Source organism: Blautia sp. Sow4_E7, from assembly GCF_052116245.1.
In the GTDB taxonomy this organism is placed as follows: domain Bacteria; phylum Bacillota; class Clostridia; order Lachnospirales; family Lachnospiraceae; genus Blautia_A.
The window spans coordinates 74,764-90,893 of the sequence record NZ_JBQKLL010000008.1 but is presented as its reverse complement, the minus strand read 5'-3'; the positions used below and the strand labels follow the sequence as shown (position 1 = coordinate 90,893).

Sequence of the window (16,130 nt, the reverse complement as noted above, 5' to 3'; positions counted from 1 at the left end):
ATAAGATAGAAGGTATCTGAAAGCCGTTTTTATCTATGCATGACGGGGGGATTTTTATTGTATGATTATGGTCTTAGCACCCTGACCCAGTATGGGATGGAAGCGAAATCCTCATCCCGGACAAGGGGAGCATTGGTATGCCGTACCGATCAGGGACTTCTGATTCTGCGGGAATTTCACGGTTCTGAGAAAAAACTGCTGTTTCAGCAGGAACTGTTAAAAAAATTATCCCAGGAAGGCTGCCTGGTGGACACATTTCTGGAAAATCAGGAAGGATCTCTGGTTACCCGTGATAAGGACAACATTCCTTATACCCTCCAGAAATGGTATGAGGGACGTGAGTGCGACACGAAGTCCAGAGAGGATATTGCAAGAAGTGTCCAGACTCTGGCAAAAATACATAAGTCCATGAACATGCCTGTGGAGGCACCCTATGTGGTACGGCCTCTTACAGAGGAGTATGCAAGGCACAACCGGGAAATCCGGAAGATCCGCAAATTTATCCGGCAGAAAGGCGCCAGTGTCACTTTCGAAAAAGCTTTTCTTGGAAGTGTGCAGCGCTTTCTGGAAAAAGGGGAAAAAGCACTGGAAATGCTTTCCAGGTCGGATTATGAAAAGCTTCTGGACAAAGCCCGAAAAGAAGGGGCTTTGTGTCACGGGGAATACAATCAGCACAATGTGCTTCTTGGCAGAAATCAGACAGCTGTAACCAATTTTGGACATTTTGGATTTGATGTCCAGATCAGTGACCTGTACTGTTTTATGAGGAAAATCCTGGAAAAATATAACTGGGATGTTTCCCTGGCATTAAAAATGCTGGAACAATATCACAAAGTACGCCCTATTTCACCGGAAGAATGGGAAAATTTAAAAATCCGTTTTACCTACCCGGAAAAGTACTGGAAACTGGCAAATTACTACATTTCCCACAGGAAAGCATGGATTTCCGGCAAGAATACAGAAAAATTGGAAAAGGTGATCGGACAGCTGGAAATATGGGGAGATTTCCCGGAAAAATGCTTTGGAAAATACCCTTTCTGAAGCAAAAACCTTGACAATACAAGGCAAAAGGTATATATATAGATAGAAGAATCTTTAGAGGAGGAAACACCATGAATAAGACTGAATTAGTAGCAGCTATGGCGAAAGAAACCAATCTGTCCAAGAAGGACGTTGAAGCTGTTTTAAAATCATTCATCGACGTTGTATCAGAAGAACTGAAAAAAGGTGAGAAAGTTCAGTTAGTTGGCTTTGGTACATTCGAAGTCAGCGAGAGAGCTGCCAGAGAGGGAAGAAATCCTCAGACTGGTGAGACCATGAAGATCGAAGCTTCCAAGGCTCCGAAATTTAAAGCTGGTAAAGCTTTAAAAGATATGGTAAACGCATAATAGCGCAGGCTTTTGCAGGGAGGAACTTCTTAGTTCCTCCTTTTTTTACGCGGGTAACGAGTCGTAACAAAGATATAACCGTCAGGTAATATTTCATTTTAGGAGAGTGCTATGAGATTAGATAAGTTTTTGAAGGTATCCCGCCTGATCAAGAGAAGAACCGTAGCCAATGAAGCCTGCGATGCAGGCCGTGTGCTGGTAAACGACAAGCCAGCCAAGGCATCCGTACAGGTAAAGACAGGGGACACCATTGAGATCCAGTTTGGAAGCCGCAATGTGAAAGTGGAAGTGCTGGATGTGAAAGAAACAGTAAAGAAAGAAGAAGTTGAGAATCTTTATAAGTATATTTAAGCGTAAAATTAAGCATTTTGTGGTGTGCTGCTGTATCGTATTGCCTTTGGCCTATCACAAAACGTGTAGCTATGAATACAGTGAGCAGTAGTTATCGGAGCTGTAATTCTCAAGTTCTAATCAGATAAAAAATTTCATAGATTATCTGTGAACCCACATATTCGGGAGAGAGGGATTTGGAAGAAAAGATCAGGAACATTTCCCAAAAGCTGACCTTAGATAACAGAAAGGAAGCATTGCTCACAGGTGTGAAGGATGTGGTTTCTTTTGACGAGAAAGAAATCCTTCTTCAGACTTCTGAGGGAAGGCTGCAGATCAGAGGCAGCCAGCTTCATGTAAAAGGACTGGATCTGGAAAAAGGAGAAGCTGCTCTTGCCGGACATGTGGATTCTCTTGTCTATTTGTCAAAAGATTCCCCCAAAAAAGAAGAAACATTATTTACAAGGCTGTTCCGTTAAGCTATGAGCACCTATATCCATAACGAAATCTGGCTTTTTGCCCAGGCTATGATAGGAGGAGCCGGGCTTGTGATCTGTTACAGCCTGATCGGTGTCCTGAAACGGCTGCTCCTTGAAAATCCGGCAGCAGGGGGGATTTCGGATATTCTGTACTGGCTGGCAGCTGGCCTTCTGGTGTTTGCCAGAATCTACCAGATTAACCAGGGAATCCTGCGGAATTTTCTGTTTTTCGGAATTGCAGCAGGCGCATTTCTTACATATCTGACAATAAAACCAATATTGGATAAAATTTGCTATATTATCCTGGAGATTCCTGTCAGATTCATAAAAAAAATTTCAAAAAAATATATAAAGCGGTTGCTATTTTGGGGTAAACGTTGTAAAATTTTGGTTAGACAATCTGCAAATCAGTACAAAAATAGTACCAGAAATCATTTGCAGACGAGAAGAGGCAGGAAATTTGGGAAAATCAGGGAGAAAGCGAAGGAAAAAGAGAATAGGGTATAATCATCTCGGAATGTTCGGCATTTCTCTGATCGTTCTGATACTCATGCTGTCTCTTATGGCACAGAGCCGGGATCTTCAGGAATCCCTTGCAGGCTATGAGACCAGGGCGGAAGCATTAAGCCAGCAGATTGAGGATGAGAAGGCACGGACCGAGGAGATTGAGGCGCTGAAGGAATACATGCTCACAGATGAGTATGCAGAGGAGGCCGCCAGAGAGAAGCTGGGGCTTGTGAAGGAGAATGAGATCATTTTCCAGGAAGAGAAGTAACGAAGTTTGGAAGTTTCTGACGATATATTTTATTGGATGTTCGTCATTGTTTGACATATATTTTTATACCGATCCCCTATAATAAGCGTAAGGTGCTGCCGGAGGTGGTACGCAAGGGCAGCAGCCATAAGGCGTTACTGTTCGCAGGTAATATTCCGCGAGGTTTTTTTTGAGCAAAGCTCACAGAAAACCCGAGAATAGCGGCGCGAAATCATGCAGAGCATGATTTCTGTGCATCGCGAAGCGTGATACTGTAAACGTAGTGAACAGTATCCACAAGGCTGTACAGGGGAGGGGAGAATATGCAGGAATGGATAATTGCCATGCTCGTGATCAGTGTACTGCTGGTGGTGCGGGACATGGCAAAAACTTTTTTCAGGGGAAGAAGCTTTCTTAAGGCGGAGCAGTCGGCCGAAGAGAAAAATCCCCAGAAGGAGAAAGTAGAGCGCTATGCAGCGTCTTTCCGAAAATTAGCAGACAGCTTTTACGGACTGCCCTACCGAAAGGATTATTTAAGCAGCGGGCAGGTAGAGGGCATGATACGGGAGACCTGTGAGGAAGTGTGCGACCACTGTTACCAGCGGGAAATGTGCTGGGGAGCCAGGGCACAGGAAATGTACCAGGGAAGTGAGCGGCTGATCCGTTCCACGGAAGAAGGAAATCCAGACAAGATCCAGGAGACAAAAAGCGACTGGATGAGTGTATGCAGTCGTTTTTCCCAGTATTATGAGGTGCTGGGAAGTGCCTATATGCGGGAACGGCAGAAGCTCCTTTTTGATAACCGGATGATCGAAAGCCGCCTGGCTGTGGCGCAGCAGCTTCAGGAAATGTCCAGGATCATGGATATGGTTGCAGAAGATCTGTACGATATTTCCCCTGCAGATCCCCCTCTTATGACCGGATTGAAGAAGCTTCTGGGAAAGCGCCATATTGTGGTGAAGCAGGTCTGGGTGATGGACAAGGTAGAGGGCAGGCGGCAGATCTTTCTCACCATGCGGGCAAGAAGCGGACAGTGTATTTCCGTTAATGAGGTGGCACAGCTTTTGTCCCAGGAATTTGGGACTCCCATGGCAGCTGCCGGCGGGGGAAGACGGATCGTCAATGGAGAATACCACACCATTCATTTTGTGGAAGATGTAAGCTATCAGATCCTTTACGGAGTGGCCAAGCTGACCAAGGAGAGGGAAAAGGTTTCCGGGGACAATTATATCTGCAGGCAGGAGGATGCCGGGCGGTTTGTTATGTGCCTTTCCGATGGGATGGGCTCCGGGGTGGAAGCCTGCCAGGAGAGCGAGGAAGTGGTGGAGCTTCTGGAGCAGTTCCTGGAATCCGGTTTTTCCCAGGAAACAGCAGCGAAAATGGTAAATTCGGCTCTTGTGATGAAGGGGCAGGATGGGAATTTTTCCACTGTGGATATCTGTGCTGTGGATCTGTATACGGGAATCTGTAATTTCCTGAAGGCAGGCGCTTCGGCAACGTTTATCAAAAGGGATCACTGGGTGGAGGCGATTTCGTCGGAAAGCCTGGCAGCAGGACTGATGCAGCAGGTGGATTTCGAGACCTCTTCCAGGAAGCTGTATCACGGGGATTACCTGATCATGATGACAGACGGGGTTCTGGATGCGCTGCCGGCCATGCGTGAGGAAGAGACCATGAAGGAGATCATTATGGATATCCATGAGGAGACGCCTAAGGAGATGAGCCGGGGAATCCTGGAGCGGGTGCTGGGCTACAGCGACTACTGCGCCAGGGATGACATGACAGTGCTTGTGGCTGGCATGTGGAAGAAGTAGGATGGCTGTTTTCCCGGCATAGATATGCAGCCAGATGAGAATGTGAAAGAGATTGGGAGAAGGAATTCAGAGGCAGATGTAGTATGTATCAGAAAGTGAAAGCATATATAAAAGAACATGGCATGATAGAGGCTGGAGATGTGGTTTTTGCCGGAGTTTCCGGAGGCGGGGATTCTATGGCTATGCTGGCATTGTTAAAAAGGTATCAGACGGAGATGCCCTTTTCCCTGTGTGCAGTACATGTACACCATGGCATACGGGGGGAGGAAGCCGACCGGGATGAGCTTCTGGTAAAGGAGACCTGTGAGAAATGGGAGATTCCATTTCTGGCCTATCATTATCCAGTGCCGGAGCTTGCAAAGAAATGGAAAATGGGTTTGGAAGAGGCTGGAAGAAAAGTACGGCAGGATGGTTTTTCCAGGGCAGAAGCCGATTATTTCGGAAAAATAGAAGTGGCGGACCATCAGGATGAGCGAAATGGCGCTGCCGCCCGGCGGGGGAAATCGCGGATCCGCATTGCCCTTGCTCACAACGAAAATGACGTGGCGGAAACCCTGCTCCACAATCTTTGCAGGGGAACAGGACTGAAAGGGCTGGCTGCGATCCTGCCAGTGCGTGATGGGATCGTCCGTCCGGTTTTATGTTTAAATAAACAGGAAATTGTCAATTATCTAATAGAAGAGCAGATTCCATATGCCACAGACAGTACCAATCTTACAGACGATTATACAAGAAACAAGATCCGGCACCAGATCCTGCCTCTTCTGGAGGAACAGGTGAATTCATCCGCTGTCCGTCATATGGCGGAGACAGCCAGTCTGGTAAGCCAGGCGGAGGAGTACCTGTCACGCCAGGGGGCGCTTCTGGTGAAAAAGTACGGGGAGAACCGGGAACAGGGGATCTTTCTGTCGGAAGCGTTCTGGCGGGAAGAGCCTGCAGTAGCATCTTACGGGGTGCTGCAGGTGTTTGAAGAACTGGCAGGGAAACGCAAGGATTTCACAGCTGCCCATGTGAAAAGCGTGGAAAACCTTCTGAGGCTTCAGGTGGGGCGGAGGATCAACCTGCCCTATGGCCTGGCGGCCCTTAGAACTTACGGGGGGATTTTGCTTGGGGAGAGAGAACTGCTTGGAATGTCAGACCGAAATCCCAAAGGGGATGAGCCGGTTTCCCAGGATAATCCTTTTGAGTTGAAAATATTTTCCAATGAAGGCCAGAAGATTGAAGAAAAAACATATACGAAATGGCTGGATTATGATAAAATAGAACAGGAACTGTCCATCAGGACCAGACAGCCGGGAGATTTTCTCGTTGTAGACGAAAAGGGAAGCCGTAAGAAGCTGAACCGTTACTTCATAGATGAGAAGATCCCATCAGAAGAAAGAGACAGCATTCTGCTTCTGTGTGCCGGTTCTGAGGTTTTGTGGGTGGTGGGAGGCAGAATCAATGAGAATTATAAAATAACTCCCAGAACCAGGAGAATATTGGAAATACAATACCAAGGAGGAAAAGATAATCATGAGTGAAAAAATCAGAGTTTTACTGGATGAGGAAACTGTGGAGAAGCGTATCTGTGAAGTGGCAGCCCAGATCAGTGAAGCGTACAAGGGCAAAGAGATCCACATGATCTGCGTTCTTAAGGGCGGAGTATTTTTCATGTGCGAGCTGGCTAAGAGGATCACAGTACCGGTAACTCTTGATTTCATGTCTGTTTCCAGCTATGGAGATGACACCAAATCAAGCGGAGTTGTAAAGATCGTCAAGGATCTGGATCAGCCTCTTGAGGATAAAGAAGTTCTTGTTGTAGAGGATATTATTGACTCCGGAAGAACATTAAGCTATCTGCTGGATGTTCTGAAGAGACGTAATCCAAACAGCGTGAAGCTCTGCACATTACTGGACAAACCAGACCGCAGAGTGGTAGAGGGTGTTGACGTGGATTATTGCTGCTTCAATATTCCGGACGAGTTTGTTGTGGGCTATGGTCTTGACTATGCCCAGAAATACAGAAATCTGCCATACATCGGAGTGGTAGAGTTCGAATGAAAGGAGAATTATACAAGTGAATAAGCAGTCAGGCAGAATTGGCTTGTATCTTGTCCTGATCGTAGCTTTGATCGCAGGTTACCTGTATCTGAACAATCAGGTGTCTGTCCAGAGTGATTATACTTATGGACAGCTGGAGCAGGCCGTAGCAGACGGTAAGGTGACTAGTGCCACGATCCATCAGAACAGCGAGGTTCCAACAGGTTCTGTGATCGTGAACATAAGCGGCGAGGGACAGAAGCGTATTTATGTGGCAGATGTAAATGAGGCAGAGCAGCTTCTTCGTGAGAACGGGCTTGATCCTGCTGTGGAGGATGTGCCGAAGCAGAGCGTATTTCTGACCTCTGTTTTTCCGGTGCTTCTTACCTGTGGTCTTATCATCTTCCTCATGCTGATGATGAACCGTCAGATGTCAGGCGGTGGCGGCGGTACCAATGCCAAGATGATGAATTTTGGCAAAAGCAGGGCGAGAATGTCCATGCCGGATGATAAGAAGGTAACCTTCCAGAACGTAGCCGGTCTGGAGGAAGAGAAGGAGGAACTGAAGGAGGTTGTAGATTTCCTGAAGGATCCTCAGAAATATACCAAGGTTGGAGCCAGAATCCCGAAAGGTGTGATCCTTGTAGGCCCTCCAGGAACTGGTAAGACCCTTCTTGCCAAGGCAGTTGCCGGGGAAGCGGGAGTTCCGTTTTTTTCCATTTCCGGTTCTGATTTTGTGGAAATGTTTGTTGGTGTAGGTGCTTCCCGTGTGAGAGATCTTTTTGAAGAGGGCAAGCGTCACGCACCTTGTATCATTTTTATTGATGAGATCGACGCGGTTGCAAGACAGCGTGGAACAGGAATGGGCGGCGGCCATGATGAGAGAGAGCAGACTCTGAACCAGCTTCTTGTAGAGATGGATGGTTTCGGGGTAAATGAAGGAATCATCGTAATGGCAGCGACTAACCGTGTGGATATTCTGGATCCTGCGATCCTTCGTCCGGGACGTTTTGACCGTAAAGTTGGCGTTGGACGTCCGGATATCAAAGGCAGGGAGGAAATCCTCCACGTTCATGCCAAGGATAAACCTCTTGGAGAGGACGTGGATCTGAAGCAGATCGCCCAGACCACAGCTGGATTTACCGGTGCAGATCTGGAGAACCTGATGAATGAGGCTGCCATTGCAGCTGCAAGAAAAGGCCATGTATTTATCCGCCAGAAGGATATTAAGAATGCCTTTATCAAGGTTGGGATCGGTGCAGAGAAGAAGAGCAAGGTGATTTCCGAGAAAGAGAAACGGATCACTGCTTACCATGAGGCAGGTCATGCGCTCCTGTTCCATGTGCTGCCGGATATGGAGCCTGTTTACACCATTTCCATTATTCCCACTGGAATGGGAGCTGCCGGTTATACCATGCCTCTTCCGGAGAATGACGAAATGTTTAACACCAAGGGCAAAATGCTTCAGGATATTACCACACTTCTTGGAGGACGTGTGGCAGAGGAGCTGATCTTTGGGGACATTACAACAGGTGCATCCAATGATATCAAGCGCGCTACCAGTGAGGCCAGAGCTATGGTGACCAAGTATGGTATGTCTGATAAGATTGGTCTGATCTCCTACGGGGATGATGACGATGAGGTATTTATCGGCAGGGATCTGGCACATACCCGTGGTTACAGCGAGGATGTTGCCAAGGCAATCGACAGTGAGATCCACAGCATTATTGAGGAGTGTCACGACAATGCGAAGAAGATCATTTCTGAACATATGGACGTTCTTCACGGCTGTGCGAAGCTTCTTCTCGAGAAGGAAAAAGTACATCGGGACGAGTTCGAAGCACTTTTTACAATGGAAAAACAGGGTGAATCAAACGAGAGTATATAATATGCACAAAAAATAATAGTGATTTTTGTGAAGTTTGTGCACACTTTTTCGTGGACACATGGTACGATATACATCGTAAAAACCCCCCAATACATTATATAGTTTTTGCTACACCCCATAAGAAGAAATACCTTCTCCAAAAAAGACAGCTTTCATCGGCTGTCTTTTTTACGTTAAGGGGATAAGCCTTTAAAAGTACGCTTTTGTGTTGCTGTGCGAGCGGGACGCGGCGCGGACTCTTTAGTGAAATCGCCTTGAAGATGGGCGGAAGTTTGGAGGATAAGCCGAATTTTAACTGTTGTGGGAAGAATGGTTTTCAGTTAAAATAATATATAAGGCGTAATTTTTTAGAAAGAGGGATGTTATGGATCGTAATAATGCAGATGTAATGAAGAAAATGCAATATATATTGAATATGAGACCGGTTTTGAATACAGAGGCATTGTTCAGCGATGGTTCTGATTATTACCGCAGTCCGTCAAATCCCAAGGCAGGAGACAAAGTCCGGATCCGCTTCCGTACCAAGCGTAATAACGTGGATATGGTTTATCTGGTGTATGATGGCAAGCGCCAGCAGATGGAGCGTGTAGCGAAATCCAATGGATTCGATTATTATGAGACTTCTATTATGATGGGGGAGAAGATCATCCGCTATCATTTTGAGATCACATACGGATGGGTGACCTGTTATTATAATTATCAGGGTGTTTCCATGAACCCGGAGGAACGCCTGGAGTTTGAGATTTATCCGGATTATGACACACCACAGTGGGCGAAGGGTGCAGTTATGTACCAGATTTTTGTAGATCGTTTTTGTAATGGGGATCTGTCTAATGATGTGGAGGACCGGGAGTATTTTTATATTGGGGATATGACTTCCAGGGTGAGAGACTGGGGGAAAGTTCCGGCAGTTATGGGTGTCCGTGAGTTCTACGGCGGTGACCTGCAGGGAATTATGGATAAGCTGGATTATCTGCAGGACCTGGGAGTGGATGTTATTTATCTGAACCCGATTTTTGTTTCTCCGAGCAATCATAAGTACGATATTCAGGACTATGAGTATGTGGATCCTCATTACGGCAAAATCGTGGAGGATATGGAGGGCGGCCTCCTGAATGAGGGGGACCGTGAGAATGCCCATGCCCAGAAGTTTATTAAGCGTGTGACAGATAAACGGAATCTGGAGGCTAGTAATGAGCTGTTTGCCAAGCTGGTGGAGGAGATTCACAGAAGAGGCATGAAGGTGATCCTGGATGGTGTATTTAACCATTGTGGATCGTTTAACAAATGGATGGACAGGGAGCGGATTTATGAGAATCAGGAGGGGTATCCCAAGGGAGCTTATATTTCTGCGGACAGTCCGTATAGATATTACTTTAATTTTTATGATGAGAACCGCTGGCCGTATAACCCGACTTATGATGGCTGGTGGACCCATGATACCTTGCCGAAGCTGAATTACGAGGCTTCCAGGGATCTGTATGACAAGATCCTGGAGATTGGTAAGAAGTGGGTTTCTGCGCCATATAACGTAGATGGATGGAGACTGGATGTGGCGGCGGACCTTGGTCACAGCAATGAATTTAACCATCAGTTCTGGAAGGATTTCCGGAAGGCTGTGAAGGAGGCGAATCCTAATGCCATTATTCTGGCAGAGCATTATGGCAATCCGGAGAGCTGGCTGCAGGGGGATGAGTGGGATACGGTTATGAACTACGATGCCTTTATGGAGCCGCTGACCTGGTTCCTTACTGGTATGGAGAAGCACAGTGATGAGTGCAGGGATGACCTTTATGGAAATAGTGATGCGTTTATCGGGGCGATGAAGACGCATATGAGGGCGCTTCATATGTCTGCGCTTTATACTTCTATGAATGAGTTGTCGAATCATGATCATTCCAGGTTCCTGACAAGGACGAACCGTCGTGTGGGACGTATTTCCTATGCTGGGGCGGAGGCTGCTTCTCAGAATATCAATCCGGCAGTTATGCGTGAGGGGGTTGTAGTGCAGATGACATGGCCGGGGGCTCCGACGGTTTATTATGGAGATGAGGCTGGTGTCTGTGGATTTACGGATCCGGATAACAGGAGGACGTATCCTTGGGGGCATGAGGATCAGATGATGATCGCGTTCCATAGGGATATGATCAGGATCCATAAGGAGTATGAGTTCCTTAGTAATGGATCGCTGGTGTTCCTTTGGAATGATTATCAGGGACTTTGTTTTGGAAGATTTTCTCATGATGAGAGGATGATTGTGATTTTGAATAACCGGAATGAGGACCGGGAGGTGGAGATTGAGGTCTGGAAGACGGGGATCAGCAGGCTGAAGGATTCGGTGTTGAAGAGAATTATGTTGTCTTACAGGGACGGATATACCACTGAGGAATATGAGTATACAGCAAAGGCTGGTGTGATCAGGGTGCCGATGCCGGCGTTTGGGGCGATGGTGCTGTATCATAAGTGTGAGAATCCGACTGTTTTTGTGGAAGATTAAGGGACGCCGTGAGGAGGGGCCTATGGGCTCAAGGCGGAAGGAAAAATGAAAAGTTTGGTATCAGGGCGCTGCGCTGCTGATACGGGGAAACAGGAAATAAAAAACTCCCGAGCGGAATACTCAGGAGTAAATAAAATAGTGGATGGAGAAGGATTCGAACCGCTTTGGCGTATGACAGAAAAACTCCCGAGTATAAAATACTCAGGAGTTAATAAGTAGTGGATGGAGAAGGATTCGAACCGCTTTGGCGTATGACAGAAAAACTCCCGAGTATAAAATACTCAGGAGTTAATAAGTAGTGGATGGAGAAGGATTCGAACCTTCGAAGGCATCGCCAGCAGATTTACAGTCTGTCCCCTTTGGCCACTCGGGAATCCATCCGTGAACGAGATTTATTATATACAATCGAAGTCGGTTTTGCAAGATGTTTTTTCAGTTTTTTTGAGACTTTGTGTGCGAGGGGAATGAAAAAAAGAATCAATAACTCATTTTTTTTGCAAAGAGGTAGACGAATGGGGAAAAATCTGCTAAACTACAGACAATGGAAATAGTTAAGGTGTTTCCAAAGATAGGAGGAATTTTATCATGTATGAGTTAGTTAATGCAACAGAAATGCTGAAAAAAGCAAAAGCTGGACATTATGCAGTTGGTCAGTTCAATATCAACAACCTTGAGTGGACAAAGGCTATTCTGCTTACAGCACAGGAACTGAACTCCCCGGTTATCCTGGGTGTTTCTGAGGGAGCTGGTAAGTATATGGCTGGTTACAAGACCGTTGTTGGAATGGTTAAGGGTATGATGGAAGAGCAGAAGATCACTGTTCCGGTTGCACTTCACCTGGATCACGGCTCCTATGAAGGATGCCTGAAATGTGTTGAGGCTGGATTCTCATCCATTATGTTCGACGGTTCTCATTATCCGATCGAAGAGAACGTTGCTAAGACTAAAGAGCTGGTTAAGATCACAAGAGAGCACGGAATGTCCTTAGAGGCAGAGGTTGGCTCCATCGGTGGTGAGGAAGACGGCGTTATCGGTATGGGCGAGTGCGCAGATCCTAAGGAATGCAAGATGATCGCTGATCTTGGTATCGATTTCCTGGCAGCAGGTATCGGTAACATTCATGGTAAATATCCGGCTAACTGGAAGGGCTTAAGCTTTGAGACTCTGGATGCGATCCAGCAGCTTACAGGCGATATGCCGTTAGTTCTTCACGGTGGTACAGGTATTCCTACAGACATGATCAAGAAAGCAATCGACCTTGGAGTTTCCAAGATCAACGTTAACACAGAGTGCCAGCTTTCTTTCGCAGAAGCTACACGTAAATACATCGAGGAAGGCAAAGATCAGCAGGGTAAAGGATATGACCCACGTAAACTTCTTGCACCTGGCTTCGATGCAATCAAGGCTACTGTTAAAGAGAAAATGGAAATCTTCGGATCCGTTGGAAAAGCCTGAATATGATTTTCCTCCGCACATGCGGAAAGAGAGGGGACTGCAGTTTGCAGTCCTCTTTTGTGTATAAAGAAGGTTCACAGATCATCTGTGGACCTTTCTTTATATAGAAATAGCTGTATATAATAAATGAAGGGCAAGAACTGAGAATGTATATACAAATTGCGCCAATATATCCATATTCAAATTTTACTCTCTTAAAAAATGAACATGTTTCTTGATTTTTTATCATGGTTTTTTAACAGGAAAATCAGTATTATATAAACATCTTAAGAAACGGATCTCAAAGAAAAGGAGAAGAAAATTATGAAGATGAGAAAAATCACAGCAATGGGACTTAGCGCAATTATGGCAGCTTCTATGGTACCGGCATTACCGGTTATGGCTGATGACGCAGCCGGAAAGGTTTACTACTTAAACTTCAAACCAGAGCAGGATGAAGCATGGCAGAACCTGGCAGCTAAATATACAGAAGAGACTGGCGTTCCGGTAACAGTTGTTACAGCAGCTTCCGGACAGTATGAGACCACACTTCAGTCTGAGATGGCTAAGAGCGATGCTCCTACACTTTTCCAGGTAAACGGACCTGTAGGTCTTAAGAACTGGAAAGATTACTGCTATGATCTTTCAGGATCTGACATCTACTCCCAGTTAACATCTGATGCTTACACAGTAAAAGATGGCGACGCAGTTGACGGTATCGCATACGTAATCGAGTCCTATGGACTGATCACAAACAAGACATTACTGGAAAAAGCAGGCTACACAGTAGATGACATCAAGAGCTTTGATGATCTGAAAAAAGTAGCTGATGACATCCAGGCAAGAAAAGACGAGCTTGGCGTAAAAGGTGCTTTCACAAGCGCTGGTATGGACGGATCCTCTGACTGGAGATTCAAAACACACCTTGCAAACCTGCCAATCTACTATGAGTATCAGGCAGACGGCATTGATGATACAGATGCCATCAAGGGAACATACCTTGACAACTACAAGAATGTATTTGATCTTTACATTACAGATTCTACCTGCGATGGAGCAGAGCTTTCCGCTAAGACAGCAGATGACTCCCGTAACGAGTTCATCAACGGCGATGCAGTATTCTATCAGAACGGTTCCTGGGAATATGGCGAACTGTCCAAGACATACAGCGACGATGAGCTGGCTATGATCCCGATCTACTTCGGTGTTGACGATGAGAACGAAGGTCTTGCAACTGGTACAGAGAACTTCTGGTGTGTAAACAAAGAGGCTTCTGAGGAAGATATCCAGGCAACACTTGATTTCATGAACTGGTGTGTAACTTCTGACGAGGGAACAAAAGCTATGGCAGAAGACATGGGCTTCACAATTCCTTTCAAAACAGCAGAAGAGTCCCAGAACGTATTTGTAAAACAGGATGCTGAGTACACAGCTGCTGGTCTTACACCTGTATCATGGAACTTCACAACAATGCCATCTGAAGAGTGGAAAAACGGCGTTGGTACTGCTCTTACCTTATATGCAGCAGGATCTGGTTCCTGGGATGATGTAGTATCCGCATTCGTTGACGGATGGGCAACTGAGAAAGCTCTTTCAGAATAATTGCAATAAGTAATAAATTTCTTTCCAACAGCATATAATATGGCAGGGAGAAATCCAAGGTCATAATATAGAATGGTGAACAGGGTGGGGAGGCGAAACATGGCCTCCCCATTTTAATGGAAAAATGATGTAATGTTTTGGGTGGCGGATAACCTTCCGCAAAGGTGTCGTAACAGGAAAAGGAGGAGTGAAAAATGGTAGGAAAATCTCTGAAAAAATGGTGGCCGGTATTTGTTCTGCCAACATTGGCAGCATTTATCATCGGTTTCTTATGGCCGTTTATCTGGGGTATTTATCTTTCATTTTGTAAATTTACAACAGTAAAAGACGTAGTCTGGGTTGGACTTTCCAACTACAAGAAAATTTTTATCGGCGGTGATTTCAGTCATGCATTCTGGCTGACCGTTGTATTCGCATTTGTTTCCAGTATTCTGATCAACGTGCTGGCCTTTGCCATTGCACTGGCTCTCACAAAGGGCTTCAAAGGAACAAACGTGTTCCGTACTGTATTTTTCATGCCGAACCTGATCGGCGGTATTGTACTTGGTTATATCTGGCAGACACTGTTAAATGGTCTGCTTTCCATGTGGGGACAGCCACTTCTGAAACTGTCTGCAACAAATGGTTTTATTGGAATGATCATCCTGCTGTTATGGCAGCAGATCGGATATATGATGATCATTTACGTAGCTGGTCTTAATAACGTATCTCCTGATCTTATTGAGGCTGCACAGATCGATGGCGCGACAGCAACACAGATCCTGTTTAAGATCAAAATCCCGATGATCATGCCATCTGTTACAATTTGTACATTCCTTACTCTTACAAACGGATTCAAGATGTTCGATCAGAACCTTTCCCTTACAGGCGGAGATCCTGGAAAACAGTCACAGTTACTGGCTCTGAACATTTACGATACATTTTACGGACGAAGCGGCCCTGCATGGAAGGGTATCGGCCAGGCAAAAGCAGTTGTATTCTTTGTACTGGTTGTTGTGATCGCCCTGATCCAGCTTCGTGCAACATCATCTAAGGAGGTGCAGGCATAATGGCAGATAAGAAAAAAAGTATTATCCCAACCATAATCCTTTCCATTATTTCAATTATCTGGATCTATCCAATCGTTATGATCCTGTTTAACTCCCTGAAAGTGGAGTCTGCCATCACTACATCTGGTGTGTTCCAGCTTCCTACAGCTGAGACCTGGAACGGCATCCAGAACTTTATCGACAGCGTGACACAGATGGATTTCCTAAAATCCTTCTGGTACAGCCTTGTAATTTCTGTAATGTCCGTTATCTTGATCCTGCTTTGCTGTTCCATGTGCGCATGGTACATTGTCCGTGTAAACGGTTTACTTTCCAAAGTACTGTATTACCTTTGCGTATTCAGTATGGTTGTTCCTTTCCAGATGGTTATGTTTACCCTGGCAAAAACAGCCGATACTTTAAAACTGAACAACCCGTACACCATCTGCATTGTTTATCTTGGATTTGGTGCCGGACTTGCAGTATTTATGTTCACCGGATTTGTAAAAGGAAGCCCGATGGAAATCGAGGAAGCTGCCATGATCGACGGCTGCAGCCCTCTGCAGGTTTATTTTAAGATCCTGATCCCGATCCTGAAACCAACCATTATCTCCACTGCAATCCTGGAGCTGATGTGGGTATGGAACGATTACCTTCTTCCGACTCTGGTTCTGGATATCAAAAATTACAAAACCATTCCAATGGCAATCCAGTATTTCCGCGGAAGCTACGGTCATGTACAGATGGGACCGATGATGGCAAGTATTATGATCGACATTATCCCGATCATTGTTGTATATCTGGTTTGCCAGAAATACATCATCGAGGGTGTTGTTGCCGGTGCGGTTAAGGGTTGATCCCTTTGGATAAAAGGACGGTTTTTTCATGAGATTT

At 45.7% G+C, this 16,130-nt stretch carries 15 protein-coding genes and 1 tRNA gene; 15 read left to right on the top strand and 1 reads right to left on the bottom strand.

The window, feature by feature from the left end; translation table 11 throughout:
- The first annotated feature begins 57 nt into the window (after window positions 1-57).
- The 11 genes from ACTQ50_RS07150 (at window position 58) to ACTQ50_RS07100 (ending at window position 11,172) form a co-directional block, all read left to right on the top strand.
- The gene (locus ACTQ50_RS07150; protein ID WP_441483605.1) at window positions 58-1,041 is read left to right on the top strand and encodes a CotS family spore coat protein; all 984 of its coding nucleotides are present in this window, start codon (window positions 58-60) and stop codon (window positions 1,039-1,041) included.
- A 71-nt stretch (window positions 1,042-1,112) separates the two neighbouring features.
- Window positions 1,113-1,388, top strand: coding sequence for an HU family DNA-binding protein (locus tag ACTQ50_RS07145; protein ID WP_117851504.1), 276 nt, complete (start codon window positions 1,113-1,115; stop codon window positions 1,386-1,388).
- A 111-nt stretch (window positions 1,389-1,499) separates the two neighbouring features.
- Window positions 1,500-1,739: an RNA-binding S4 domain-containing protein gene (locus ACTQ50_RS07140; protein ID WP_226819221.1), complete on the top strand. Its 240-nt coding sequence runs from the start codon at window positions 1,500-1,502 to the stop codon at window positions 1,737-1,739.
- Between the two features lie 176 nt (window positions 1,740-1,915).
- The gene (gene yabP / locus ACTQ50_RS07135) at window positions 1,916-2,197 is read left to right on the top strand and encodes a sporulation protein YabP (protein WP_441483604.1); all 282 of its coding nucleotides are present in this window, start codon (window positions 1,916-1,918) and stop codon (window positions 2,195-2,197) included.
- A 3-nt stretch (window positions 2,198-2,200) separates the two neighbouring features.
- The gene (yabQ, locus tag ACTQ50_RS07130; RefSeq protein ID WP_441483603.1) at window positions 2,201-2,704 is read left to right on the top strand and encodes a spore cortex biosynthesis protein YabQ; all 504 of its coding nucleotides are present in this window, start codon (window positions 2,201-2,203) and stop codon (window positions 2,702-2,704) included.
- Between the two features lie 10 nt (window positions 2,705-2,714).
- Window positions 2,715-2,972: an FtsB family cell division protein gene (locus tag ACTQ50_RS07125; RefSeq protein ID WP_441483602.1), complete on the top strand. Its 258-nt coding sequence runs from the start codon at window positions 2,715-2,717 to the stop codon at window positions 2,970-2,972.
- Window positions 2,973-3,274: 302 nt separating this feature from the next.
- Window positions 3,275-4,765: a SpoIIE family protein phosphatase gene (locus ACTQ50_RS07120; RefSeq protein WP_441483601.1), complete on the top strand. Its 1,491-nt coding sequence runs from the start codon at window positions 3,275-3,277 to the stop codon at window positions 4,763-4,765.
- 83 nt (window positions 4,766-4,848) lie between these two features.
- On the top strand, window positions 4,849-6,288 hold the full coding sequence (gene tilS, locus ACTQ50_RS07115) for a tRNA lysidine(34) synthetase TilS (RefSeq protein WP_441483600.1): 1,440 nt from the start codon (window positions 4,849-4,851) through the stop codon (window positions 6,286-6,288).
- Complete coding sequence (gene hpt / locus ACTQ50_RS07110) at window positions 6,281-6,808, top strand: hypoxanthine phosphoribosyltransferase (RefSeq protein ID WP_021926454.1); 528 nt, start codon at window positions 6,281-6,283, stop codon at window positions 6,806-6,808. The genes tilS and hpt overlap by 8 nt, the downstream gene beginning before the upstream one ends.
- A gap of 16 nt (window positions 6,809-6,824) precedes the next feature.
- Window positions 6,825-8,675, top strand: coding sequence for an ATP-dependent zinc metalloprotease FtsH (gene ftsH, locus ACTQ50_RS07105; RefSeq protein ID WP_441483599.1), 1,851 nt, complete (start codon window positions 6,825-6,827; stop codon window positions 8,673-8,675).
- 364 nt (window positions 8,676-9,039) lie between these two features.
- A complete protein-coding gene (locus ACTQ50_RS07100) occupies window positions 9,040-11,172 on the top strand; it encodes a glycoside hydrolase family 13 protein (RefSeq protein ID WP_441483598.1) in 2,133 nt (710 codons plus the stop codon).
- A 299-nt stretch (window positions 11,173-11,471) separates the two neighbouring features.
- Here ACTQ50_RS07100 and ACTQ50_RS07095 read toward each other — a convergent pair.
- Window positions 11,472-11,553 (bottom strand) — tRNA-Tyr (locus ACTQ50_RS07095).
- A gap of 204 nt (window positions 11,554-11,757) precedes the next feature.
- Between ACTQ50_RS07095 and fba the strand changes: the two genes are divergently transcribed.
- The 4 genes from fba (at window position 11,758) to ACTQ50_RS07075 (ending at window position 16,093) form a co-directional block, all read left to right on the top strand.
- Complete coding sequence (gene fba, locus ACTQ50_RS07090) at window positions 11,758-12,627, top strand: class II fructose-1,6-bisphosphate aldolase (protein WP_118581582.1); 870 nt, start codon at window positions 11,758-11,760, stop codon at window positions 12,625-12,627.
- Between the two features lie 303 nt (window positions 12,628-12,930).
- Window positions 12,931-14,208 (top strand): ABC transporter substrate-binding protein, encoded by a 1,278-nt coding sequence (locus ACTQ50_RS07085; protein ID WP_441483597.1) that lies wholly within the window; start codon window positions 12,931-12,933, stop codon window positions 14,206-14,208.
- A gap of 194 nt (window positions 14,209-14,402) precedes the next feature.
- On the top strand, window positions 14,403-15,257 hold the full coding sequence (locus ACTQ50_RS07080) for a carbohydrate ABC transporter permease (protein WP_441483596.1): 855 nt from the start codon (window positions 14,403-14,405) through the stop codon (window positions 15,255-15,257).
- A complete protein-coding gene (locus tag ACTQ50_RS07075) occupies window positions 15,257-16,093 on the top strand; it encodes a carbohydrate ABC transporter permease (RefSeq protein WP_441483595.1) in 837 nt (278 codons plus the stop codon). The genes ACTQ50_RS07080 and ACTQ50_RS07075 overlap by 1 nt, the downstream gene beginning before the upstream one ends.
- Window positions 16,094-16,130 lie beyond the last annotated feature (37 nt).